21 protein-coding genes are annotated in these 22,333 nt (G+C 65.4%); 16 read left to right on the forward strand and 5 right to left on the reverse strand.

Features of this window, described 5'->3' with window-relative positions:
• Nucleotides 1–121: 121 nt before the first annotated feature.
• From VGU00_RS12565 to VGU00_RS12575, 3 genes are all read left to right on the forward strand, one after another.
• The gene (locus tag VGU00_RS12565; protein ID WP_327468976.1) at nt 122–1,795 is read left to right on the forward strand and encodes an arylsulfatase; all 1,674 of its coding nucleotides are present in this window, start codon (nt 122–124) and stop codon (nt 1,793–1,795) included.
• 165 nt (nt 1,796–1,960) lie between these two features.
• Nucleotides 1,961–2,656, forward strand: a complete 696-nt coding sequence (locus tag VGU00_RS12570; RefSeq protein ID WP_327468978.1) for a glutamine amidotransferase — start codon at nt 1,961–1,963, stop codon at nt 2,654–2,656.
• A 100-nt stretch (nt 2,657–2,756) separates the two neighbouring features.
• Nucleotides 2,757–3,980, forward strand: coding sequence for an NAD(P)/FAD-dependent oxidoreductase (locus VGU00_RS12575; protein WP_327468980.1), 1,224 nt, complete (start codon nt 2,757–2,759; stop codon nt 3,978–3,980).
• Nucleotides 3,981–4,003: 23 nt separating this feature from the next.
• Here VGU00_RS12575 and VGU00_RS12580 read toward each other — a convergent pair whose 3' ends face one another.
• Nucleotides 4,004–4,657, reverse strand: coding sequence for a DUF4126 domain-containing protein (locus tag VGU00_RS12580; RefSeq protein WP_327468982.1), 654 nt, complete (start codon nt 4,655–4,657; stop codon nt 4,004–4,006).
• A gap of 101 nt (nt 4,658–4,758) precedes the next feature.
• On the opposite strand from VGU00_RS12580, the gene VGU00_RS12585 reads away from it, so the two are divergent.
• A complete protein-coding gene (locus VGU00_RS12585) occupies nt 4,759–5,556 on the forward strand; it encodes an NUDIX domain-containing protein (RefSeq protein WP_327468984.1) in 798 nt (265 codons plus the stop codon).
• A 175-nt stretch (nt 5,557–5,731) separates the two neighbouring features.
• Nucleotides 5,732–5,959: a hypothetical protein gene (locus tag VGU00_RS12590; RefSeq protein ID WP_327468986.1), complete on the forward strand. Its 228-nt coding sequence runs from the start codon at nt 5,732–5,734 to the stop codon at nt 5,957–5,959.
• A 129-nt stretch (nt 5,960–6,088) separates the two neighbouring features.
• Here the strand turns inward: VGU00_RS12590 and VGU00_RS12595 are convergent, their stop codons facing one another.
• The gene (locus VGU00_RS12595; RefSeq protein ID WP_327468988.1) at nt 6,089–6,958 is read right to left on the reverse strand and encodes a carbon-nitrogen hydrolase family protein; all 870 of its coding nucleotides are present in this window, start codon (nt 6,956–6,958) and stop codon (nt 6,089–6,091) included.
• Nucleotides 6,959–7,047: 89 nt separating this feature from the next.
• Between VGU00_RS12595 and VGU00_RS12600 the strand changes: the two genes are divergently transcribed.
• On the forward strand, nt 7,048–10,011 hold the full coding sequence (locus tag VGU00_RS12600; protein WP_327468990.1) for a M16 family metallopeptidase: 2,964 nt from the start codon (nt 7,048–7,050) through the stop codon (nt 10,009–10,011).
• Between the two features lie 10 nt (nt 10,012–10,021).
• Here VGU00_RS12600 and VGU00_RS12605 read toward each other — a convergent pair whose 3' ends face one another.
• A complete protein-coding gene (locus VGU00_RS12605; protein ID WP_327468991.1) occupies nt 10,022–11,800 on the reverse strand; it encodes a cation:proton antiporter in 1,779 nt (592 codons plus the stop codon).
• A gap of 63 nt (nt 11,801–11,863) precedes the next feature.
• A complete protein-coding gene (locus VGU00_RS12610) occupies nt 11,864–13,078 on the reverse strand; it encodes an NADP-dependent isocitrate dehydrogenase (RefSeq protein WP_327468993.1) in 1,215 nt (404 codons plus the stop codon).
• A 151-nt stretch (nt 13,079–13,229) separates the two neighbouring features.
• On the opposite strand from VGU00_RS12610, the gene VGU00_RS12615 reads away from it, so the two are divergent.
• Complete coding sequence (locus VGU00_RS12615) at nt 13,230–13,964, forward strand: phosphatidylserine decarboxylase (protein WP_327468995.1); 735 nt, start codon at nt 13,230–13,232, stop codon at nt 13,962–13,964.
• Nucleotide 13,965: 1 nt separating this feature from the next.
• Nucleotides 13,966–14,739, forward strand: a complete 774-nt coding sequence (locus tag VGU00_RS12620) for a phosphatidylcholine/phosphatidylserine synthase (protein ID WP_327468997.1) — start codon at nt 13,966–13,968, stop codon at nt 14,737–14,739.
• On the opposite strand, the gene VGU00_RS12625 is transcribed toward VGU00_RS12620, so the two are convergent.
• Nucleotides 14,723–14,983: a hypothetical protein gene (locus VGU00_RS12625; protein WP_327468999.1), complete on the reverse strand. Its 261-nt coding sequence runs from the start codon at nt 14,981–14,983 to the stop codon at nt 14,723–14,725. The two genes, VGU00_RS12620 and VGU00_RS12625, sit on opposite strands and share 17 nt — an antisense overlap.
• Nucleotides 14,984–15,294: 311 nt before the next feature.
• Between VGU00_RS12625 and rpsB the strand changes: the two genes are divergently transcribed.
• The 8 genes from rpsB (at nt 15,295) to rseP (ending at nt 22,290) form a co-directional block, all read left to right on the forward strand.
• A complete protein-coding gene (rpsB, locus tag VGU00_RS12630) occupies nt 15,295–16,125 on the forward strand; it encodes a 30S ribosomal protein S2 (protein ID WP_327469001.1) in 831 nt (276 codons plus the stop codon).
• Nucleotides 16,126–16,254: 129 nt separating this feature from the next.
• Nucleotides 16,255–17,181 carry a translation elongation factor Ts gene (gene tsf, locus VGU00_RS12635; RefSeq protein WP_327469003.1) on the forward strand — a complete coding sequence of 309 codons (927 nt, stop codon included), beginning with the start codon at nt 16,255–16,257 and terminating at the stop codon, nt 17,179–17,181.
• Nucleotides 17,182–17,297: 116 nt separating this feature from the next.
• Nucleotides 17,298–18,029 carry a UMP kinase gene (gene pyrH / locus VGU00_RS12640; protein WP_327469005.1) on the forward strand — a complete coding sequence of 244 codons (732 nt, stop codon included), beginning with the start codon at nt 17,298–17,300 and terminating at the stop codon, nt 18,027–18,029.
• A gap of 14 nt (nt 18,030–18,043) precedes the next feature.
• Nucleotides 18,044–18,598, forward strand: a complete 555-nt coding sequence (gene frr, locus VGU00_RS12645; protein ID WP_293646677.1) for a ribosome recycling factor — start codon at nt 18,044–18,046, stop codon at nt 18,596–18,598.
• Between the two features lie 34 nt (nt 18,599–18,632).
• A complete protein-coding gene (gene uppS / locus VGU00_RS12650; RefSeq protein ID WP_327469007.1) occupies nt 18,633–19,325 on the forward strand; it encodes a polyprenyl diphosphate synthase in 693 nt (230 codons plus the stop codon).
• Between the two features lie 2 nt (nt 19,326–19,327).
• Entirely contained in the window at nt 19,328–20,002 is a 675-nt protein-coding gene (locus VGU00_RS12655; RefSeq protein WP_327469009.1) for a phosphatidate cytidylyltransferase, read from the forward strand.
• Between the two features lies 1 nt (nt 20,003).
• A complete protein-coding gene (locus VGU00_RS12660) occupies nt 20,004–21,167 on the forward strand; it encodes a 1-deoxy-D-xylulose-5-phosphate reductoisomerase (protein ID WP_327469011.1) in 1,164 nt (387 codons plus the stop codon).
• Complete coding sequence (gene rseP, locus VGU00_RS12665) at nt 21,160–22,290, forward strand: RIP metalloprotease RseP (protein ID WP_414713533.1); 1,131 nt, start codon at nt 21,160–21,162, stop codon at nt 22,288–22,290. The genes VGU00_RS12660 and rseP overlap by 8 nt, the downstream gene beginning before the upstream one ends.
• Nucleotides 22,291–22,333 lie beyond the last annotated feature (43 nt).

The raw sequence follows: 22,333 nt of genomic DNA on the forward strand, positions 1-22,333 counted from the left end.
CGAAACCCGGCCGGCGCTTGGCTCTCCTCTCCCTTCCTGTGACTGCGCCGGCTTTGTCTGCGGCGCGCCCCGGTTCCATTCGCCGGGGTGCGCCGACCTTTTGCTTTCAAAGGACCCTTTGATGATCCACGGCTCGCGGCCCGGCCGCCTTATCCTCATTGCGCTCGCGGGAGCCTTGGCGGCGATCGCGCCGGTGCAGGCCAAGGAACAGCGGCCGAACCTGCTCGTCATCGTTGCCGACGATCTCGGCTATTCGGACTTGGGCGCGTTCGGCGGCGAAATTCGCACGCCGAACCTCGACCGGCTCGCGTTGAACGGTATCCGGCTCGCAGGTTTCCATACCGCGCCGACCTGTTCGCCGACGCGCTCGATGCTGCTGTCCGGCACCGACAACCATCTCGCTGGGCTCGGGACGATGGCCGAAATGATCCGGCCGAACCAGAAGGGCCAGCCCGGCTATGAAGGCTATTTGCGGAGCGATGTCGCGACGCTGGCCGAGCGTCTCGGGGCCGCCGGATACCGGACCCTGCTTTCGGGAAAATGGCACCTTGGCCTGACGCCCGATCAGGATCCGCACGCACGCGGCTTCGAGCGTAGTTTCGCGCTGCTGCAAGGCGGGCATAATCATTATGGCACCGACATCGACGCCGGCGCCGATCCCGCGACGCGCGGAGTCGCGACCTATCGCGAAGACGGCAAGACGCTCGCGCGACTGCCACGGGATTTCTATTCGAGCGATTATTTCGCGACCCGCCTGATCGATTTTCTCGGTGAACGGCCGGCGACGGGGAAGGGTGGGCGACCCTTCTTTGCCTATCTTGCCTTCACCGCACCGCACTGGCCGCTGCAAGCGCCGCCCGAGGATATCGCACGCTACAAGGGGCGCTACGATGAAGGGTTCGATGTGCTGCGCGAACGGCGGCTGGCGCGGCAGCGCGAACTCGGCATCCTTGCCGCTGATGTCGCGGCACACACACCGCGCAACCGCGACGGGAGCTGGGATTCGCTGACCGCGGAGCAGCAGGCGCTCGCCGCGCGCAACATGGAAATCTATGCCGCGATGGTCGACCGGCTCGACCAGAATGTCGGCCGGGTGATCGAGGCGCTGCGCGCGTCGGGCGAGCTCGACAATACGGTCGTCGTTTTCCTCGCCGACAACGGCGCCGAGGCGCTCGACGTCGAGACGACGGGGGCGCAGATGCTTGCGGGCTCGCTCAAGGGAGCCGACAACAGCCTCGCCAATCGCGGCACGGCGTCGTCATACCTTACCTATGGTGCTGGCTGGGCGCAGGCTGCGACCGCGCCCTCCTGGCTGACCAAGGGCTATCAAAGCGAAGGCGGGACCCGCGCCGTCGCTTTTATCAGCGGCGCGGGCATCGCGCCACGCGATGGCGCCGAGACGCAATATCTGTCGGTCGCCGATATCGCGCCGACGCTGCTCGACCTCGCCGGTGCGGACAGCCGCGCGACGCGGGTCGGCGGCCGGACCGTGCGTCCGATTACCGGCAGGTCGTGGGCGAGCTGGCTCCGCAGCCCCGATGCGCGTGTCTATGGCGCGGACGATGGCGTGGGGGCCGAACTTTTCGGATCGCGCGCCTGGCGGCAGGGCGACTGGAAGCTGACCGATATCGGCGACGGCGCGTGGCGTTTGTTCAATATCGCCCGCGATCCCGGCGAGACGCGCGACCTGTCGGCGCTCGATCCCGACCGCAAGGCGGCACTGGCGGCGGCATGGGACGACTATGCCCGGCGCGTCGGCGTGATACTGCCCGATGCCATACCCTATCGACCCTAGGGACATGATGCGTGGAATGGCGGCCCGTAGCGAAAGGGAGCAAGCTCAACTACGGGCCGCAACAGTATCTCTACTGCTTTGGTAGAGTGGCAGTCGTGCTTTCGTTTTGCTAGACAATGGCGCCTCAAGACAACGCGCCAACCACTCGATTCACCGCCAGATTTTATGACCAGAACCGGACTCATCATCCGCCACGTGCCGCACGAGGGACTGGCCGGATATCGCGACCCGATCGAAGCGGCGGGCTATACGCTTGCGCGCGTCGATGTGACCGACCCGGGGTTCGGTTCGATCGACCTTGGCGAACCCGACCTGCTCATCATGATGGGCGGGCCGATGGGGGTGTATGAACAGGACGCCCATCCATGGATCGCATGCCAGATACGCCGGCTTGCGCGGCGGCTCGACGCCGGCCGGCCGACGCTCGGCGTGTGTTTCGGCGCGCAGATGATCGCTGCCGCGATGGGCGCCCCGGTCTATCCTGGACCCGCAAAGGAAATCGGTTTTCATCCGCTCGATTTTGTCGATCGCGCATCGCCGCTGCGACATCTGGCGAACACGCCGCTGCTCCACTGGCACGGCGATACCTTCGACTTGCCCGACGATGTCGAACTGCTGGCGTCGACCGCAGCCTATCGCCATCAGGCGTTCCGCCGCGGCAGCAACATATTGGCGCTGCAATTCCATGGCGAGATGGGCCTCGACCCGCGTTTCGACGAATGGCTCCGCCAATGGCCCGAGGCGCTGGCCGAAACGGGCGGCAGCGTCGACGAGATGCGCGAGCGTCATCGGCGCCATGGCCCGGCCGCCGTCGCGGCAGGGCGCAACATGATCGCCGAATGGCTTTCGGGCCTGTCCTGACCCGCAGCTTTTCTTTCGTCCCGTCAAACACGGACCGGCTTGCCTCGCTTGCACCCGCGTGCAAGGGCCGCGTCACGGGAGGCCGCAGGAGACGAAGGCGATGCAGTTCGACGTGGTGATTGTGGGTGCGGGGCATGGCGGAGCGCAGGTTGCGGTCATGCTGCGAACGCAGAAGTTCGCCGGCAGCATCGCGATCATCGGCGAAGAGCCCGAGCTTCCTTACGAACGCCCGCCGCTGTCGAAGGAATATTTCGCGGGCGAAAAGGAATTCGAGCGCATCCAACTGCGTCCCGCCAAATATTGGGACGAGCGCGAGGTGGCGATGCTGCTCGGCAAGCGCGTCGTGTCGGTCGATCCGGCGGCGCATACAGTTACCACCTACGACGGCGAGATGATCGGTTACGGCAAGCTCGTCTGGGCGACCGGCGGCCATCCGCGCATGCTGCCGATTCCGGGTGGCGACCTGCCCGGCGTACAGGGCGTGCGCACGCGCGCCGACGCCGATGCGATGAAGGCGGCATCGGAAACCGCGGGGCAGGTCGTCGTGATCGGCGGCGGCTATATCGGGCTCGAAGCCGCGGCGGTGCTCAACAAGGCGGGCAAGAAGGTTGTGCTGCTGGAGGCGCTCGACCGCGTGCTGGCGCGCGTTGCTGGCGTGGACCTCTCGCGCTTCTATGAGAAGGAACATCGCGACCATGGTGTCGACCTGCGGCTCGGCGTCTGCGTCGATGCGATCGAGGGCGTCGACCGCGTCACGGGCGTCCGCCTCGCCGACGGCGAGGTGATCCCCGCCGATCTCGTCATCGTCGGCATCGGTATCGTTCCCGCGGTCGAACCGCTCATTGCGGCGGGCGCCGATTGCGCCAACGGCGTCCGTGTCGATCGCCTGTGCAAGACGAGCCTGCCCGATGTCTATGCGATCGGCGACTGCGCATCGCATGTGAACGATTTTGCCGAAGGCGCCGAAATCCGGCTGGAATCGGTCCAGAATGCCAATGACCAGGCGAATGTCGTGGCGAAGGGTATCGTCGGCGACGAGGCGCCCTATCATGCGATTCCCTGGTTCTGGTCGAACCAATATGACCTCAAGCTCCAGACCGCGGGGCTTTCGACCGGGCACGATCAGGCGGTGCTGCGCGGCGATCCCGCGACGCGCAGCTTCTCGGTCGTCTATTTGAAGGCAGGCAAGGTGATCGCGCTCGACTGCGTCAATGCGACCAGGGATTATGTCCAGGGCCGGATGATCGTCACCGCAGGGCTCGCCGCAACCCCCGAACAGCTCGCCGACACCGAAACGCCGCTCAAGGCGTTGCTCCCCGCCTGACGCTTGTTATCGGGCAGGGCGCGTTACGCGGCCGGGCGATCGGGCGCGGGCGGCAGCGCATCGGGTGGGGCAGGGGCATCGCCCAGCGCGCTCTTCAGGGTCGCCTTGATGTTGCGGAGCAGACGGCGCAGCGCGACGATCACCACGACGGCGGCAATCGCCATCAGGACGGCAATGACGATCGCGAGCGGCGGGTAGGCGATGGCGAGCGCGAGCAGGCCGCCGGTCGCGACATCCTCGCCGGTCGATACCGCCGCATTGCTGAAGGGTTCTGGGCTGACGTTGACGACCGCGCGCGTCGTCGCCTTCGCCCCATGGCTCAGCAGCGCGCCTCCGCCGCCGAGCAGGAACGCGATGACCTGCCAGGCCGGGTCGGACGAATCGACCAGCGCCAGCGCGAGCAACGCGCCGCCGAGCGGGCGGATGATGCTGTGGATCATGTCCCACGCGGAATCGACCCAAGCGATCTTGTCGGCAAAAAACTCCGCGAGCGTACCGACTGCCGCTACGCCCAATACCCACGGGTTCGCGAGTATCTGTAACGCTGCGAGATGTTCGGGAAGTGGCAGCCAGCCGAAATGCATCGCGGTGCCCGTCGCCAATATGGTGAGGTAAAGCCGCCACCCGGCAAGGAGGCTGAGGCTGCCGGCGACACCCAGAATCTCGATGATTCCCAATATGCTGCTCCCGTCCCGTCGTGCCTGCATCTTGCACCCGCGCGCGCCGTCCCGCAATGCCGGGATGACAAGGCTGTGCGGCCCCGTTATCGCCACATGTCATGACCCGCGCCGATCCGCCGTCCGCCCCGCCCGCCAATCTGCCCGAGGGGGCGATTCCCGCGGCGACACTCGTGATCATGCGCCCTTCGGGCAGCGGTGGACCCGACGAGATTCTGATGGTCAAACGGTCGGCGGCCATGGCCTTTGCCGCGGGGGCGGTCGTTTTTCCTGGCGGCAGGATCGATCCCGACGACTATCTGGTCGCGCGCCAGCACGCACCCGAACTCGATGAAGCCGACGGCGCTGCGCGCGTCGCGGCGCTGCGCGAGACGCTGGAAGAAACCGGTCTTGCCGTCGGCTGGCCGGCGCTCGCGGAACAGGATGTCGCCGAGGTGCGGCAGGCGCTGCTTGCGGGCGAGCTGCTTTCCGACCTGCTCGCCGCGCGGGGCGACCGAATCGCGATCGAAGCGCTCGTGCCGTTCGCCCGCTGGTGTCCGAATTTCAAGGAAGCGCGGACGTTCGACACGCGTTTCTACGCGGTCGCCGCGCCGCCGCACGGTCATGAACTGACAGTCGAGGAGGCCGAGCACAGCCATATCTTCTGGGCAAGTGCCGAAGAGACGCTGGCGATGGCAGACCGCGGCGACGTTTCGGTGATTTTTCCGACCCGCCGCAACCTCGAGCGCCTTGCCCTGAGTGCCAATTTTCCAGCGTTTTCGGAGCATTCGTCGCAGTTTCCGGTCGAACTGGTGACGCCATGGATCGAAGATCGCGAAGGGCAGTCCTGGCTCTGTATTCCGGACCATCTGGGCTACCCGGTGACGGGCGAAATCTTCGACCGCGTCCGGCGTGGTTAAAACGGGTTCCGGCGAGCAACTTTTTTGCCTGTTTGCAAATTGCTAAGATTCACAAGGCTAAGGCAAAACGTCGTTGCAATTGCTGGCTGCTGTGCCTAAGAGGGCCCTGCAGAAGCAGATCGGGGAATATTCTTCGATGTGATTCGACAAGACTATCCAGTGGACGGAGAATAAGATGAACCTGCTTAAGAAGGCTGCGATCTCCCTCGCAGCGACCTCGATGGTTGTGGCGCCGGTGGCGGCGTCGGCAGCACCGGCGGCAAGCGCAGCTTCGGCTGTTGACGGCCAGAGCGAACTCGAAGGCAGCACCAGCTGGATCATCGCAGTTCTCGCTCTCGCGGCCATCATCGGCGGCATCATCATCGCGTCGGACAACAACGACGACACCCCGACCAGCCCGTAATTTCGGCTGATCGATACCGATACCAAAGGGCTCCGAGCTTTGCTCGGGGCCTTTTGTGCGTCTTGGTCATTTGTGCCGACCATCGCCCGATTCGCCGCCACCCTTTGGGCAACGGCCTGAACGATATGCCTAAAGTGCGATATTCCGGACGGCGCGCGACCGGCCCAGCGGGATCGATTGCCGGGCGCGATCGCGCGGGGCATCCTCGATCGGCGCCAATGTGACGCGATAGCCGCCGTCACCGGCTGCTGCTGCGCCGGCATCGGCGAGCACGCTGCCCCAAGGATCGACGGCAACGCTGTGGCCATAGGTTTGCCGTCCGTCGGCGTGCGCTCCAGCTTGCGCCGCCGCCACGATATGACACCCCGTTTCGATCGCGCGTGCGCGCATCAGCACATGCCAGTGGGCCTCGCCGGTCGATACGGTGAAGGCAGCGGGGATCGCAATGATCGTCGCCCCGCGATCGACAAGCGCGCGGAACAGTTCGGGGAAACGCAGGTCGTAGCAGATAGCGAGGCCGAGCTGACCCAGCGGCGTATCGACGACATCGATCGATGCGCCGCCTTCGTAAGCGGCCGATTCCTGCCAGTTTTCGCCCGAAGGCAAGGTGACGTCGAACATGTGGATCTTGTCGTAGCGCGCGCGGATGCTGCCATCGGCCGCGATGACATGGCTGCGGTTGACCCGCCGCTCGCCATCCTCCGCAAGCAGCGGGATCGACCCCGAGTGCAGCCACAATCCATGTTTTTCTGCCAGCGCCTGCAGCGCCGCTGGCCAGCGGCTGTCGGCCTCGCGCGTGATATGGGCGGCCGATCGCGCGCGGTCGCGGTCGAGCAGCAGGGACATTTCGGGCAGGAAAGCCATCGCGGCGCCGCCGGCAGCGGCTTCGGCCATCGCACGGTCGATCGTGGCAAGATTGGCGTCGGGATCGATCCCGCTCGTCATCTGCACCAATGCGGCGAGGGGGGGAAGGGGCGACGATCCGGCTGAGATATCCATCCCGAATGGCTAAGCGCCTCCCGGGCCAAGGACAAGCGCCGCGTGACAGTTCAGTGGCCAGCAAGGTTTGAACGCGATAAGATGGGCCAATGTTTCATCTCCCCGCATGCGCGCCGCCCCGTTCCGCCCGATCCTTCTTCCTCGCCGGAGCCGCTGCGGCCCTGCTGCTTGTTCCCGCTGCGACGCTGGCCCAGAGCGCCCCGCCCGCCGCGACCGCGCAGGGCGAAGTCAAAGGCGGCGACTGGCTTTATGCCGGCAGCGACATTCCGCGCGATACGGCATGGAAATTCGGCGTTTTGCCGAATGGCGTCCGTTATGCGGTGCGCAACAACGGCGTGCCGCCGGGGCAGGTATCGATCCGCGTCCGGATGGATGTCGGTTCGATGTTCGAGACCGAACAGGAACGTGGCTTTGCGCATCTTCTCGAGCATCTGACCTTTCGCGGGTCGGAGCATATCCCCGACGGCGAAGCCAAGCGCATCTGGCAGCGTTTCGGCGTCACTTTCGGCAGCGATTCGAACGCGCAGACGACACCGACGCAGACGGTCTACCAGCTCGACCTGCCCAGCATCACGCCGGCGAATCTCGATGAAAGCATGAAACTTCTCTCGGGCATGGTCCGCGAACCGCGGATTTCGGAAGCGGCGGTGACAGCCGAACGCGGGGTTGTCATGTCCGAACTGCGCGAAGCCGACGGTCCGCAGAAGCGCATCGGTGACCGCATGACGGCGCACCTGTTCGCCGGCCAGCTGCTCGGCGATCGCTCGCCGATCGGGACGATCGAATCGCTGACGGCGGCACGGGCCGACACGGTGAAGGCCTTTCACGACCGCTGGTATCGCCCCGATCGGGCCGTCGTCGTCATCTCGGGCGATGGCGACCCGGCCGAATTCGAACGGCTGGTGGCGAAATATTATGGCGACTGGCAAGCGACGGGGGCAGCGCCGCGGCAGCCGGATTTCGGCAAACCCGATCCGAAGGGGCGGGTCGCGACGGTCATCGTCGAACCCAACCAGCCGGTGTCGATCACCCTTGCGATGATCCGCCCGTGGAAGAAACGCATCGACACGGTCGAAAACACGCGGCGGCTCTATCTGGAATATCTGGCGCAGGCCCTCGTGAACCGGCGGCTGGAAAACCGCGCGCGCGACGGCGGCAGCTATCTGCTCGCCGGCGTCTCGCAGGAATATATCAGCCGCAGCGCCGATGTGACCTCGGCCGTCATCTCGCCGATCGGCGACTGGAAGGTCGCGCTTGCCGATGTCCGCGGGGTGATCGCCGACGCCGTGACGACCGCGCCGTCGCAAGCTGATATCGACCGCGAAGCGAACGAGATCGAGGTCGCACTGCGCAAGGAGCTCGAAAATGCGCGCAACGAGCCCGGCGCGCGGCTGGCCGACGACCTGGTCCGTTCGGTCGATATCAACGAAGTGGTGTCGACGCCGCAGGGCCAGGTCGACATGTTCGCCGCCATTCGCGCTTCGGCCACGCCGCAAGTCATGCTGGACATCAGTCGTGCGATTTTCAGCGCGCCCGTCTCGCGCATCGCGCTGACGACGCCGACCCCGATCGCCGGGGGGGAAGGCGCGCTGCTCGCCGCGCTGGCCGCTCCGGCAAAAGTCCGCGATGAACGGCTCGCGACGCTGACCGCCGAATGGAGCCAGCTTCCGCCGATCGGCAAGCCGGGAAGCATCGTATCGGCCACCAATACCGCGGGGCTGATGGCCGAACGGCTCGAATTCGCCAATGGTGTCACCGCGCTGATTTCGGACAACAAGATCGAACCGGGCAAGGTGCGGGTCAATGTCCGGTTCGGCACCGGTTATCGCAGCGTTGCCGCCGACGCACCGAACCTGCTCTGGACGGGCGACTATGCGCTGAATGCCAGCGGCATCGGGCCATGGGGGCTGCGCGAGATCGAGCAGATCACCAACGGTCGCCAGATCCAGATGAATTTCTCGGTCGAGGATGATGCGTTCGAATTTTCGGCGGAAAGCAAACCCGCCGACCTTGCCGACCAGATGAAGCTGATCGCCGCCAAGCTCGCGTTCCCGCGCTGGGATGCGACGGCGGTCGAACGGCTTCGCGTCGGTTATCTGACCGGTTACGACCTGAATGATGCAACGCCGAACGCGGTGATCGATCGCAATTTGAAGGGCTGGCTGACCAATAACGACGCGCGCTGGACGGCGCCCGACAAGGCGGAAATCAGCGCCCTGACGCCTGCCGCTTTCCGCGCTTTCTGGGAACCGCGCCTCGCATCGGGGCCGATCGAGATTCAATTGTTCGGCGACCTGTCGTCGGTCGATTACCGGAAAATCCTGGCGGAGACGATCGGCGCGCTGCCGGCGCGCAAGCCGATCGCACCGTCGTCGGGGCAGGCGGTCGCCTTTGCGACGCATAATGCCACGCCCGCGGTCGCCTATCACCGGGGCGACAAGGGACAGGCGGCGGCGATGACCGCCTGGCCGACCGGCGCGGGCACGGCCAATTCGCGCGACGCACGCGGGATGGAAATTTTGGCGGCAATCTTCAACGACCGGCTCTTCGACCGGTTGCGGGCCGAACAGGGCGCAAGCTATGGCCCCATCGTCGACAGCCACTGGCCCACGGGTTTCGACAACAGCGGGGGGTATCTGCTCGTCGGCAGCCTCCTCGCGCCCAAGGACGTCGATCGTTTCTATGCGACGGCGCGCGATATTGCCGCGGATCTGGTCGCCAACCCGGTGGGGGCCGACGAACTGGCGCGCAACGCGGGCCCGATCTTCGAACAGGTCGCGCGCGCGACGACGGGCAATGCCTATTGGATGCTCCTGCTCGAAGGCGCGACGCGCGATCCGAAGGTGACCGAGGCGGCGCTGTCGATCGGGAAGGACATCAACGGCGTGACGCCTGCCGACGTTCAGCGACTGGCGCGGCAATATCTGACGCCCGGTCGCCAATGGTCGATGGCGATCCTGCCCAAGGGCATGTCGCTGGCCGATGCGTCCGCCCTTGGTACCGCAGCCGCACCGTTGGCACCGGTCGCGCCCGCCGCAGCGGTCGGGCGGTAAAAAGCCGGGCCTACTCGCTGCCGGCGACAGGGCGCCGCGTGCGGCGGATGCGCGGCTCGTGATCCAGCTTGCCCTTCGCCATGATGTCGTGGCGCATCTTCGCGCGGACATCGTGGATAGACGCGATCACGGGCCCCATCGCGACGCCGAGGTCGATCAGCACGGCTTCGGCGAGCTGCAGCGAGCTTTCTAGCGTTTCGGGCACCGCATCGCTCGCCCCCGCCTGATAGAGCGCGCCCGCATGGTCGGCATCGCGCGCGCGGCTGATGATCGGCAGGTCGGGATATTTCTGCCGCAGCTGGCGCGTCATGCGGAGCTGCTGGACCGGATCGTCCATTGTCAGCACGATCGCCTTGGCGTTTTCGATCCCCAGCTTGTCGAGGCTGCCGGGGCGCGCAACGTCGGCGAAGCGGACGCTAAAGCCGTCGCGCCGCGCCGCCGCGACGGTGTCGATGTCGGCGTCGACCGCGATATAGGGCCGGTCATGTTCGCGCAGCAGTTCGGCGACGGTGTGCCCGACGCGGCCAAAGCCGACGATGACGGTGCGACCTTCGGGGGTTTCATCGGCCTGAACGTCGCCTGTGCGCATCTCGATCCGCCGCGCGATATCGTGACCGATACGCGCGAGTAGCGGGGTGATCGTCAGGCCGATTGCGGTGACGAGCTGCCAGAACTCGGCGGTCTCGCGGCTGATGAGCTGCGCCTGCAGCGCAGTCGCGAGCACGATGAGGGTGGTTTCGGACGGGCTCGCCATCAGCAGCCCGACTTCGGCGGCGGTGCCGCGCCGTACTGCGCCCGAGAACCGCAGCAGCGCGGCGGTGACGAATGCCTTGACGAGCACGACGCCGACGACGGCCACGGCCAGCGCTGGCCATTGGCCGGCGATCGTCTGGAGGTTCAGCCCCATGCCGACACTGATCAGGAACACCCCGAGCGCAAGGCCCTTGAACGGTGCGGTAATCGCCTCGACTTCGCCATGATATTCGGTCTCGGCGATCATCAGGCCGGCCAGCAGCGCTCCGACGATCGGCGACAGGCCGACCGCGGCGGTGGCCAGCGCCGCGACGATGACCACGAGCAGGCTCGCCGCGAGGAACAGCTCGGGATCCTTGGCGCGCGCCGCTTGCGCGAAGATTCGTGGCAGCAGGAACCAACCGCCGATCGCGAGCGCGGCGACCACCAGCGCACCTTGCCACAGCGTCGTCAGCAGTAATTCGGCGCTGTCACCCGACGCCGTCGGCGAAAGCGCGGCGAGGACGAAGATGATGGGAACGAGCGCGAGATCCTCGAAAAGGAGCATCGAGAAGGATGCACGGCCCACCGCCGATTTCGTCCCCGCCATCGGCAGGACGAGCGCCGTCGAAGAGAGCGCGAGCGCGATACCGAGCCCATAGGCGGCGGCGGTCGAAAGATTGCCGAGGAATAGCAGCGCGGTCCCGAGGATGGCGCCCGCGATGAAAAGTTCTGCCGCGCCGATCCCGAACACGAGTTTGCGCAATTGCCACAGGCGGCGGAACGAAAGCTCTAGCCCGATCGAGAAGAGCAGCAGGATGATCCCGAACTCGCCGAACAGCGCGATATCCTCGGTCGAGGCAATGGTGACATGTTTCAGCCACGGATAATCGCCCGCGAGCGCGCCGAGCCCCGACGGCCCGACAAGCAGGCCGACAAGGATGAAGCCGATCACCGGCGATATCTTGAAGCGGGCAAAAGCGGGGATGACGATGCCGGCCGCGCCGAGCACCACCAGCGCGTTGCCGATGGCGGAGGTTTCTGTTTCGGATACCATAAGGGCCGACCTTATGCAGGCCGGCCCCGATTGGCTAGATGGCTATCCCAACCTTTTTGGTTGTTATGCGCCCATTTTCTTCTCGAGATTTTCGACGATGGCTTCGAAGAAGCCTTCGGTGGTCAGCCAATTCTGGTCGGGACCGATCAGCAGCGCGAGGTCCTTGGTCATCTTGCCGCTCTCGACGGTCGCGACGCAGACCTTTTCGAGGTCGTCGGCGAACTTCACCAGCGCCGCATTGTCGTCGAGCTTGCCGCGGTGCTTGAGGCCGCCGGTCCAGGCGAAGATCGACGCGATCGGGTTGGTCGAGGTCGCCTTGCCCTGCTGGTGCATGCGATAGTGACGCGTGACGGTGCCGTGCGCGGCTTCCGACTCGACGGTCTGGCCGTCGGGGGTCATCAGCACGCTGGTCATCAGGCCGAGCGAACCGAAGCCCTGCGCGACGGTGTCCGACTGGACGTCGCCGTCATAGTTCTTGCAGGCCCACACGAACTTGCCCGACCATTTGAGCGCCGAGGCGACCATGTCGTCGATCAGGCGATGTTCGTAGACGATGCCGAGCGCGTCGAACTTCGCCTTGAATTCGGCCTGGAACACTTCCTCGAACAGATCCTTGAAGCGGCCGTCATAGGCCTTGAGGATCGTGTTCTTGGTCGACAGATACACCGGCCATTCGCGGGCGAGACCATAGTTCAGGCTGGCGCGTGCGAAGTCGCGGATCGAATCGTCGAGGTTGTACATGCCCATCGCGACGCCCGCCGACGGGAACTGGAACACTTCCTCGTCGATCAGCGTGCCGTCCTCGCCCTCGAACACGAGGCGCAGCTTGCCGGGGCCGGGGACGCGGAAGTCGGTTGCCTTATACTGGTCGCCGAACGCGTGGCGGCCGACGACGATCGGGTCGGTCCAGCCGGGGACGAGCCTGGGCACGTTCTTCATCACGATCGGTTCGCGGAACACGACACCGCCCAGGATGTTGCGGATCGTGCCGTTCGGCGACTTCCACATCTTCTTGAGGCCGAATTCCTCGACGCGCGCTTCGTCGGGGGTGATCGTCGCGCATTTCACGCCGACGCCATATTTCTTGATCGCGTTCGCGGCTTCGACGGTGATCTTGTCGTCGGTGCGGTCGCGTTCCTCGATGCCGAGATCGTAATAGTGGAGGTCGACGTCGAGATAGGGGAGGATCAGGCGTTCGCGGATCCATTGCCAGATGATCCGGGTCATTTCGTCGCCGTCGAGTTCGACGACCGGGTTGGCTACCTTGATCTTGCCCATGCTTTCAGCCTTTTTCCTTGGGGAGTCGGAGTTGCAGCGGGCCTTAGGCAAAGCGGGGCGATTGATCAACCGCCCCGTGGTTTCCACGCCGGCAACGATCGGGCTGCCTTATCCATTGTCAGTATAGAAGCTGCACCCTAGAAGACTGGTCATGTCCAATATCATATCTTCGAACCGGCCCGGTGGCGGCATCAAATGGCACTGGCCCTCGGTGCATCCCGAAGGGCGCAAGTTCCTGTTAATCGCCGGGATCGTGACCCTCTGCTTCTGGCTGCTCGGCTGGGAAATCCTCGGCTGGCTGATGCTGGGCGTCACGGTCTGGGTCGGTGCCTTCTTTCGCGACCCGGTGCGCGTTACCCCGGTCGGCAACGAGCTGATCGTTGCGCCGGCCGACGGGTTGATCACCCAGATTGCCGAAGTTCCGCCGCCGCCCGAAATCGCCGGAGTCGACGGACTTGGCGCCGCACCGATGCTGCGCGTGTCGATTTTCATGAGCGTATTCGATGTCCATATCAACCGCACGCCGATCGCCGGGGTGCTGCGCAAGCTGGTCTATAGTCCCGGCAAGTTCGTGAACGCCGATCTTGACAAGGCGAGCGAAGAGAATGAGCGCCAGCATTTCGTCGTCGAGCGCGCCGACGGCGTCCGCATCGGATTTACGCAGATCGCCGGCCTTGTCGCGCGGCGTATCATGCCGTTCGTCACCATGGGCAACGAACTGTCGACCGGCCAGCGCGTCGGCCTGATCCGCTTCGGCAGCCGTGTCGATGTCTATCTGCCCGCGGGCACGACGCCGCAGGTGCTGCTCGGCCAGCGGACCCTTGCGGGCGAAACCGTGATCGCGCGGATCGGCACCGCCGCAACGATCGAAGGCATCGGGCAGTAGGATGGCGGATGACGAGCTGGTCGCGCCGGATGCCGCCGGGCGCCGCATCGGCGGTATCAGCCTGCGGGCCTTCGCACCCAATGCGATCACCGCGCTCGCGCTCTGCTTCGGTCTGACCGGCGTTCGCTTCGCGATCGGCGAGGAATGGGAAAAGGCGCTCGCGGCGATCATCTTCGCCGGAGTGCTCGACGGCATGGACGGGCGCATCGCGCGGTTGCTCCGCGCGCAGAGCAAGTTCGGCGCCGAACTCGATTCGCTGTCCGACGTGATCGCCTTCGGCGTCGCGCCAGCGATGATCCTGTTCCTCTGGTCGCTGCAATATGCTCCCAAGTTCGGCTGGACCGCGGCGCTCGCGCTGGCGGTGTGCTGCGCGCTGCGCCTTGCGCGCTTCAATTCTCGGATGGATGCCGAGGTGCAACCGCACAAGTCGGCGGGCTTCAATACGGGTATCCCCGCGCCGGCGGGGGCGGGGCTGTCGTTCGTGCCGGTCTATCTGTGGCTGACGACGGGCAACGACCTGTTCCGCGAATGGTATGTCGTGATGCCGTGGGGGCTTGGCGTTGCCATGCTGATGATTTCGGCGATTCCCACCTACAGCTGGTCGTCGATCCGCCTGCGCCGTTCGTGGCGCCTGTTCGCCCTGGCGGGGGTGGGCCTCCTCGGCGCCGCGCTCGTCACCGCGCCCTGGCCGACCCTGCTGGCGGTCTGCGCCGTTTATACCGCGACGCTGCCGTTCGGGGTCGCGAGCTATGCGAAGGTCAGGCGGCGCGGCTGAGCTGCGGCTGGATGCGAGCCGCGGCGCGAACGGGGCGCAGGGCATCGCGGCGCGCCGGTGAACGGCGCAGCGTCACCTTCTGCGATGCCGGACCGGGAAGCGGTGCCGTCTCGACAGGGAAAGCGCCTTCGCCGAGCAGTGCCGAGAGAATCGCATTCTCGTTATTCTTGAGCATGGCCAGGATCACCGTGACGCCGAGTCCGGCGGCGAGGGCGAAGAGGAGAGCGGCTGCGACCTGAACCATGATCTTGTCCTTCCGGCTTTCTTGTGCGAAACCTTCTGTTAACCAGCGACGGTTTCCATGGGCTTTTTGTTCCATGTTCACGTTTTGTTCTCAACTCTTTTGCGACGAACGGAGTCGCTTTGTCGTCGAATTGAGTCTTCGGCGTTGCGGTGAATGGCGTGCCCGTTCGTTATAGACCCCTTGATTTTTCCGGCCCGCGCCGTTAACGGGCCGCCCATTCCACATGGAAGGCGCACATACCGGTGCCGGGATCATCCGCGTGCGGACCTCGGTTCTTGCCTTCCAGAGGACTAACCGGAAGGAGAAAGACTATGGCGGCACCTGTCGTCACGATGCAGAATCTTATCGAAGCTGGCGCCCACTTCGGCCACCAGACCCATCGTTGGAACCCGCGCATGAAGCCGTATATCTTCGGCGCGCGCAACGGCATCCACATTCTCGACCTGTCGCAGACCGTGCCGCTCTTTGCGCGCGCGCTCGACTTCATCGCCTCGACCTCGGCCGCCGGCGGCAAGGTCCTGTTCGTCGGCACCAAGCGCCAGGCGCAGGGCCCGATCGCCGATGCGGCCCGCGCTTCGGGCCAGCATTTCGTCAACCACCGCTGGCTGGGCGGCATGCTCACCAACTGGAAGACGATCTCGAACTCGATCAAGCGCCTCAAGACGCTCGAAGAGCAGCTTTCGGGCGACACCTCGGGCCTCACCAAGAAGGAAGTGCTCAACCGCACCCGCGAACGCGACAAGCTCGAACTGTCGCTCGGCGGCATCCGCGACATGGGCGGCATTCCCGACGTGATGTTCGTGATCGACGCGAACAAGGAAGAGCTGGCGATCAAGGAAGCCAACGTCCTTGGCATCCCCGTCGTCGCGATCCTCGATTCGAACGTTTCGCCCGATGGCATCGCTTTCCCGGTTCCGGCGAACGATGACGCTGCGCGCGCCATCCGCCTCTACTGCGACGCGGTTGCCCAGGCGGCGACCCGTGGCGGCCAGCAGGCCCGCGCAAACCGCGGCGAAGATCTGGGTGCCGCCGTCGAACCGACCGCCGAGCCGGTGCTCGAAGAAGCTGCCGCTCCGGCGACCGAGGACGAACAGGTCCCGGCCGAAGCCGCTGCCGAAACCGAACGTCAGAGCGACGCATAATCGCTCGGGCATGACGGGGCGGCGCGGCAGGTCCACGCCGTCCCTGTCATCCCTTTGACTTATCGCCCCGCCATGCGCGCGGGCGTCCCGCGGGCCAGAAGGGCTCGCCCCTTTTGAAAGGAAGATTCCATGGCTGAAATTACGGCCGCTCTCGTCAAGGAACTGCGCGACCGCACGGGCGCAGGCATGATGGATTGCAAAAAGGCGCTCGCCGAAAACAACGGCGACATCGAAGCGTCGATCGACTGGCTGCGTACCAAGGGTCTCGCCGCCGCCGCGAAGAAGGCCGGCCGCGTTGCCGCCGAAGGTCTTGTCGGTGTCGTCACCGACGGCAACCGCGGCGCGATGGTCGAAGTGAACAGCGAAACCGACTTCGTCGGCAAGAACGAGCAGTTCCAGGACTTCGTTCGCGACGTGACGCAGGTTGCGCTCGCCGGCAACATCTCGGACATCGAAGCGCTCGCAGCTGCGACTTATCCGTCGGGTGGCACCGTCGCCGAAAAGCTGACCAGCAACATCGCGACGATCGGTGAAAACCAGTCGCTGCGCCGCAGCGTCATCGTTTCGGTGAACTCGGGCGTCGTCACGGGCTATGTCCACAACGCGACCGCGCCCGGCATGGGCAAGATCGGCGTGCTCGTCGCGCTCGAATCGACCGCCGGCGCCGACGTTCTCGAACCGCTCGGCAAGCAGCTCGCGATGCACGTCGCCGCCGCGAACCCGCTGGCGCTGAACGGCGACGACCTCGACGCCGACCTCGTCGCGCGCGAACGCGCGATCGCCGAGGAAAAGGCCGCGCAGTCGGGCAAGCCCGCCGACATCGTTTCGAAGATGGTCGACGGCGCGATCGCCAAGTACCGCAAGGAAAACGCGCTGCTGTCGCAGCTGTTCGTGATGGACGGCAAGACCCCGGTCGCCGAAGTCGTGGCCGCTGCCGGCAAGGATGTCGGTGCGACGATCACGCTCAAGGGCTTCGTTCGCTTCCAGCTCGGTGAAGGCATCGAGAAGGAAGAAAGCGATTTCGCGGCGGAAGTCGCGGCAGCCGCTGGCGTCTAAAAGAGAAGATAAGGATTGCCGCGTCCGTCGCGGTAGTCCGCTTGGCAATGGCGCGTGCCCGCTCTAGGGTGCGCGCCATTCGCTTATTCACCGATTGCATGAGGTTCCCCCCGATCATGACTCTGCCCGGCATGAAACGTATCTTGCTGAAACTGTCGGGCGAGGCGCTGATGGGCTCCAGCCCGTTCGGCATCGACCCGGAAACCGTCGCGAGCATGGCCGCCGAAGTGAAGGCGGCAAAGGATCGCGGGCTCGAAATCTGCCTCGTCATCGGCGGCGGCAACATCTTCCGCGGCATGGCGGGCGCAGCGAAGGGTATGGACCGCGCGCAGGCCGATTATATGGGCATGCTCGCGACCGTGATGAACGCGCTCGCGATGCAGAATGCGCTCGAGCAGCTCGGCGTCGAAACGCGCGTCCAGTCAGCGATCGAAATGGACAAGGTGTGCGAGCCGGTGATCCGCCGCCGCGCCGAGCGCCATATGGAAAAGGGGCGTGTGGTGATCTTCGCCGCGGGCGTCGGTGCCCCCTATTTCACGACCGACAGCGGTGCCGCGCTCCGCGCCGCCGAAATGAAGTGCGATGCGCTGCTGAAAGGCACGAGCGTCGATGGCGTGTACAACGCCGATCCCAAGAAGGACCCCACCGCGGTCCGTTACGATACGCTGGGTTATGACCGCGTTCTCGCCGACAATCTGAAGGTGATGGATGCGAGTGCGGTGGCGCTCTGCCGCGACAATCATATCCCGATCGTGGTGTTCAACATTCGCGAACCCGGCAATCTGGCGCGTGTCCTGGCGGGCGAGGGGGTCTCGACCGTCGTCAGCGACGCTGCCGGCAACGCATAAGAGAGGAAAGACAGATGGCGAAATATGACAAGGCCGACCTCGAACGCCGCATGCACGGCGCGGTCGAATCGCTGAAGAGCGATCTCGCCGGCCTGCGCACCGGTCGCGCGCACACCGCGCTGCTCGATCCGGTGACGGTCGAGGTCTATGGCAGCCACATGCCGCTCAATCAGGTCGCCTCGGTCAGCGCGCCCGAACCGCGCATGTTGTCGGTGCAGGTGTGGGACAAGTCGAACGTCGGCCCGGTCGACAAGGCGATTCGTTCGGCGGGCCTCGGCCTCAACCCCATCGTCGACGGCCAGATGCTGCGCCTGCCGATCCCCGAAATGACGCAGGAACGCCGCAAGGAACTGTCGAAGCTCGCCGGCCAATATGCCGAAAAGGCGCGCGTCGCGGTGCGCAACGTCCGCCGTGACGGCATGGACAACCTCAAGGCCGACGAGAATAAGAAGGAAATCAGCGAGGACGACCGCAAGCGGTCGGAAACCGAGGTCCAGAAGCTGACCGACGCGACGATCGCCGAAATCGATGCCGCCGCGACCGCCAAGGAAAAGGAAATCCTGGGCTAGTGGATCGGTCGGTTTCCGGGACGCTGTACATCGCATGACGACTTCAGCCGCCAGCCACGTCGCACGCCATGTCGCCATCATCATGGACGGCAATGGCCGCTGGGCGAAAAAGCGCCTGCTGCCGCGCGTCGCGGGTCATAAGGCCGGCGTCGAGGCCGTCCGCACGATCGTGCGCGCCGCGGGCGACCTCGGTATCGAGGCGATGACGCTTTACGCGTTCAGTTCCGAAAACTGGAAGCGGCCCGAGGAAGAGGTCAGCGACCTGATGGGGCTGATGAAGCGTTTCATCCTGTCCGACCTCGACGAATTCGCCGCGAACGACGTGAAGCTGAAGGTCATCGGCAACTGGCGCGCGCTTGCGCCCGACGTCGTTGGCCTCATCGACAATGCGCTCGAACGCACGTCGGGCAACAAGCGCACGACGCTTGCCGTCGCACTCAACTATGGCGCGCAGGACGAACTGGTGCGCGCGGCCTCCGCTGCCGCGGCGCAGGGTGAAATCACGGCCGAGGCGATCGAGGCGAACCTCGACACCGCCGACATGCCGCCGCTCGACCTGCTTATCCGCACCTCGGGCGAAGTGCGGTTGTCGAATTTCCTGCTCTGGCAGTCGGCCTATGCCGAACTTTATTTCACCGACAAGTTATGGCCGGATTTCAGCCCGGCCGACCTGAAGGCGGCGCTGGATCAATTTGCACGGCGCGATCGCCGTTACGGGGGACTTTGATTATGGCGGCGGGCAAATCGGACCTGTGGGTACGCATCGGTTCGGCGATCGTGCTGTTCGCGATCGCGGGGACCGCGCTCTGGTTCGGCGGCCTCGCGTTCGGTGTGCTGCTCCTCGTCGGCGGCGCGCTCGTCCTCGTCGAATGGTTCGCGCTGGTTCGCGCGATGACGATCGGCAGTGGCGGCAAGGCGGCACTCAATCTGCTCGGGCCCATCCTCGTTCTTGGTGCGATGGCGGGGCTCTGGTTCATTCGCGACCATCTGGGCATGACCGCGGCGCTCTGGGTCTTCGGCATGGTCTGGGCGACCGACATCGGCGCCTATTTCGCTGGCCGCGCTTTTGGCGGGGCACGCCTCGCGCCGAAAATCAGCCCGTCGAAGACCTGGTCGGGCCTCATCGGCGGCATGGTCGCGGCGCTGATCGCCAGTGCGACGATCGGCGACCGTGCGGGCATCATCGGTGTTCCTTTGTGGATCGGCTTGTTCATGGGGCTGCTCGCGCAGCTCGGCGACCTTGCGCAAAGCTGGATGAAGCGCCGCGCCGGGGTCAAGGATTCGGGCAAGCTCATCCCGGGCCACGGCGGCTTGTTCGACCGCGTCGACGGTGTGCTGCCGGTCGCGCTGCTGCTCGGCTTGCTGGCCTTCGTCGGGCAGATCGCCGTGCGGGCGGCTGGCTGACATGACACGCCGCCTCTCGCTCTTCGGTGCGACGGGATCGGTCGGGCAATCGACCCTCGATCTCGTGCGCCGCGACGGCGAGGCGTGGACCGTCGGCGTGTTGACCGCGAACAGCGACGTCGCCGAGCTGGCGAAGCTCGCGAAGGAATTTCGCCCCGACATCGCGGTGATCGCCGATGAAAGCCGCTACGCCGAACTGGCCGAGGCGCTGGCGGGAACCGACATAGTGGCCGCGGCGGGCGCCGATGCGCTGGTCGAGGCGGCGAAGCGGCCGGCAGACCTCGTGATGGCAGCGATCGTCGGCACCGCGGGGTTGGCGCCAACGATGGCGGCGCTCGAGGCGGGCACCGACGTGGCGCTCGCGAACAAGGAGGCGCTCGTTTCGGCGGGCGAACTGATGACCGCTGCCGCACGGCGGTCGGGTGCGACGATCCTGCCCGTCGACAGCGAGCATAATGCGATTTTCCAGTGCCTCGCCGGCGGGCGCATCGATCAGGTGCGGCGGATCATCCTGACCGCGAGCGGCGGGCCGTTCCGCACGATGAGCGCCGCCGACATGGCCCTCGTCACCCCGGCGCAGGCGGTCGCGCATCCGAACTGGTCGATGGGCGCCAAGATCAGCGTCGATTCGGCGACGATGATGAACAAGGGGCTCGAACTGATCGAGGCGCATCACCTGTTCCCGGTCGGGCTCGACCGCATCGAAATCCTCGTCCATCCGCAGTCGGTGATTCATAGTCTGGTCGAATATATCGACTGCTCGACCCTCGCCCAGCTCGGCTCGCCCGACATGCGTATCCCGATCAGCAGCGCACTCGCCTGGCCGCAGCGCATGGCGACGCCCTGCGCCCCGCTCGACCTCGCCAGCATCGCACGGCTCGATTTCGAGGCGCCCGACGAGGTCTGCTTTCCGGCAACCGCGCTCTGCCGCGCCGCGATCGCCGAGGGCGGCGCGCGCCCGGCGCAGCTCAACGCGGCGAACGAGGTGGCGGTCGCCGCGTTTCTCGCCGGCCGTATATCCTTCCCTGCGATCGTCGATATGGTGCACCGCGTGATTGACGCCGATGCGCCGGCGGTGCCGACCTCGCTTCAGGACATATTCAGCGTCGATGCCGCATCCCGCGCGGCCGCGCAGCATTTTGTGGACCAGTACGAACATGCCTAATGTGCCCATCTGGCTATATTTCGTCGCCTTCCTCGCGGTCCTCGGCCCGCTCGTCTTCGTGCATGAATATGGCCATTATATCGTCGGCCGCTGGTGCGGGGTGAAGGCCGACACCTTCTCGATCGGTTTCGGCCGCAAGATTCTCGGCTGGACCGACAAGCGCGGTACCGAATGGAAGATCGGCTGGCTGCCGCTGGGCGGCTATGTCCAGTTCGCGGGCGACCGAGACGCGGTCAGCCAGCCCGATGCCGGGTGGCAGGACCTGCCCGTCGCCGAGCGCTTGCACACCTTCCCGGCGCAGCCGGTATGGAAGCGCGCACTGATCGTCCTCGCGGGCCCGGTGACCAATTTTCTCTTCGCTATCGCGATCTTCGCCGCGCTCTACATGACCTATGGAATCCCGCAGACGCCGCCGGTGATCGGCGCGGTCGAGCCGCAGAGTTCGGCGCAGGAAGCGGGGCTTCGGGTCGGCGACCGTATCGTGTCGATCAACGGCCGCTCGATGGATGTTTTCGACGATATTCCGCAGACTGTCGCCTATGATCTCGGCAAGCCCGCCGATCTCGTGATCGATCGCAGCGGTGAACGCGTCGCCGTGACGCTGCGGCCGCGCATGATTTCGGAGACCGACCGCTTCGGAAACAGGGGCGAGAGGGCGGTTATCGGCATCCGTTCGGGCGCGCCGGTGTATGGCGCGGTCGGTCCGCTGACGGCGCTCCAGACGGGCGCGGCGCAGACCTGGGGCATCGTCCGGCTGACCGGCGACATATTGGGCCAGTTCGTGACCGGCCAGCGTTCGGTCAAGGAAATGGGCGGGCCGATCAAGATTGCCAAACAGTCGGGGGAAATGGCGACGCTCGGCATTGCCACGCTGATCTTCTTCACGGCCTTCATTTCCATCAATCTGGGGTTCATCAATCTCTTGCCATTGCCGATGCTCGATGGCGGTCATCTGGTCTTTTACGCCTATGAGGCGATCCGGCGCCGTCCCGCGCCCCCTGAGGCGCAGGAATGGGCGTTCCGATTCGGTTTCGCAGCGATCGTCACGCTGATGCTGGTCGTGACTTTCAACGATTTGGGCTCAATTGGCGTGTGGGACGGGATCGCCCGCTTGATTGGATAGCGAGTCTGGGGCAGGGAGTTGCGCGCGAACCCGCGGTCAGGCG

The organism is Sphingopyxis sp. (assembly GCF_035944815.1).
Taxonomy (GTDB): Bacteria; Pseudomonadota; Alphaproteobacteria; order Sphingomonadales; family Sphingomonadaceae; genus Sphingopyxis.

What these genes read in the sequence shown, in the direction of transcription:
- VGU00_RS12565 (WP_327468976.1), top strand. Translation starts at nt 122, where the DNA reads ATGATCCACGGCTCGCGGCCCGGCCGCCTTATCCTCATTGCGCTCGCG.
- VGU00_RS12570 (WP_327468978.1), top strand. Translation starts at nt 1,961, where the DNA reads ATGACCAGAACCGGACTCATCATCCGCCACGTGCCGCACGAGGGACTG.
- VGU00_RS12575 (WP_327468980.1), top strand. Translation starts at nt 2,757, where the DNA reads ATGCAGTTCGACGTGGTGATTGTGGGTGCGGGGCATGGCGGAGCGCAG.
- VGU00_RS12585 (WP_327468984.1), top strand. Translation starts at nt 4,759, where the DNA reads ATGACCCGCGCCGATCCGCCGTCCGCCCCGCCCGCCAATCTGCCCGAG.
- VGU00_RS12590 (WP_327468986.1), top strand. Translation starts at nt 5,732, where the DNA reads ATGAACCTGCTTAAGAAGGCTGCGATCTCCCTCGCAGCGACCTCGATG.
- VGU00_RS12595 (WP_327468988.1), bottom strand. Translation starts at nt 6,958, where the DNA reads ATGGATATCTCAGCCGGATCGTCGCCCCTTCCCCCCCTCGCCGCATTG.
- VGU00_RS12600 (WP_327468990.1), top strand. Translation starts at nt 7,048, where the DNA reads ATGTTTCATCTCCCCGCATGCGCGCCGCCCCGTTCCGCCCGATCCTTC.
- VGU00_RS12605 (WP_327468991.1), bottom strand. Translation starts at nt 11,800, where the DNA reads ATGGTATCCGAAACAGAAACCTCCGCCATCGGCAACGCGCTGGTGGTG.
- VGU00_RS12610 (WP_327468993.1), bottom strand. Translation starts at nt 13,078, where the DNA reads ATGGGCAAGATCAAGGTAGCCAACCCGGTCGTCGAACTCGACGGCGAC.
- VGU00_RS12615 (WP_327468995.1), top strand. Translation starts at nt 13,230, where the DNA reads ATGTCCAATATCATATCTTCGAACCGGCCCGGTGGCGGCATCAAATGG.
- VGU00_RS12620 (WP_327468997.1), top strand. Translation starts at nt 13,966, where the DNA reads ATGGCGGATGACGAGCTGGTCGCGCCGGATGCCGCCGGGCGCCGCATC.
- VGU00_RS12625 (WP_327468999.1), bottom strand. Translation starts at nt 14,983, where the DNA reads ATGGTTCAGGTCGCAGCCGCTCTCCTCTTCGCCCTCGCCGCCGGACTC.
- rpsB (WP_327469001.1), top strand. Translation starts at nt 15,295, where the DNA reads ATGGCGGCACCTGTCGTCACGATGCAGAATCTTATCGAAGCTGGCGCC.
- tsf (WP_327469003.1), top strand. Translation starts at nt 16,255, where the DNA reads ATGGCTGAAATTACGGCCGCTCTCGTCAAGGAACTGCGCGACCGCACG.
- pyrH (WP_327469005.1), top strand. Translation starts at nt 17,298, where the DNA reads ATGACTCTGCCCGGCATGAAACGTATCTTGCTGAAACTGTCGGGCGAG.
- frr (WP_293646677.1), top strand. Translation starts at nt 18,044, where the DNA reads ATGGCGAAATATGACAAGGCCGACCTCGAACGCCGCATGCACGGCGCG.
- uppS (WP_327469007.1), top strand. Translation starts at nt 18,633, where the DNA reads ATGACGACTTCAGCCGCCAGCCACGTCGCACGCCATGTCGCCATCATC.
- VGU00_RS12655 (WP_327469009.1), top strand. Translation starts at nt 19,328, where the DNA reads ATGGCGGCGGGCAAATCGGACCTGTGGGTACGCATCGGTTCGGCGATC.
- VGU00_RS12660 (WP_327469011.1), top strand. Translation starts at nt 20,004, where the DNA reads ATGACACGCCGCCTCTCGCTCTTCGGTGCGACGGGATCGGTCGGGCAA.
- rseP (WP_414713533.1), top strand. Translation starts at nt 21,160, where the DNA reads ATGCCTAATGTGCCCATCTGGCTATATTTCGTCGCCTTCCTCGCGGTC.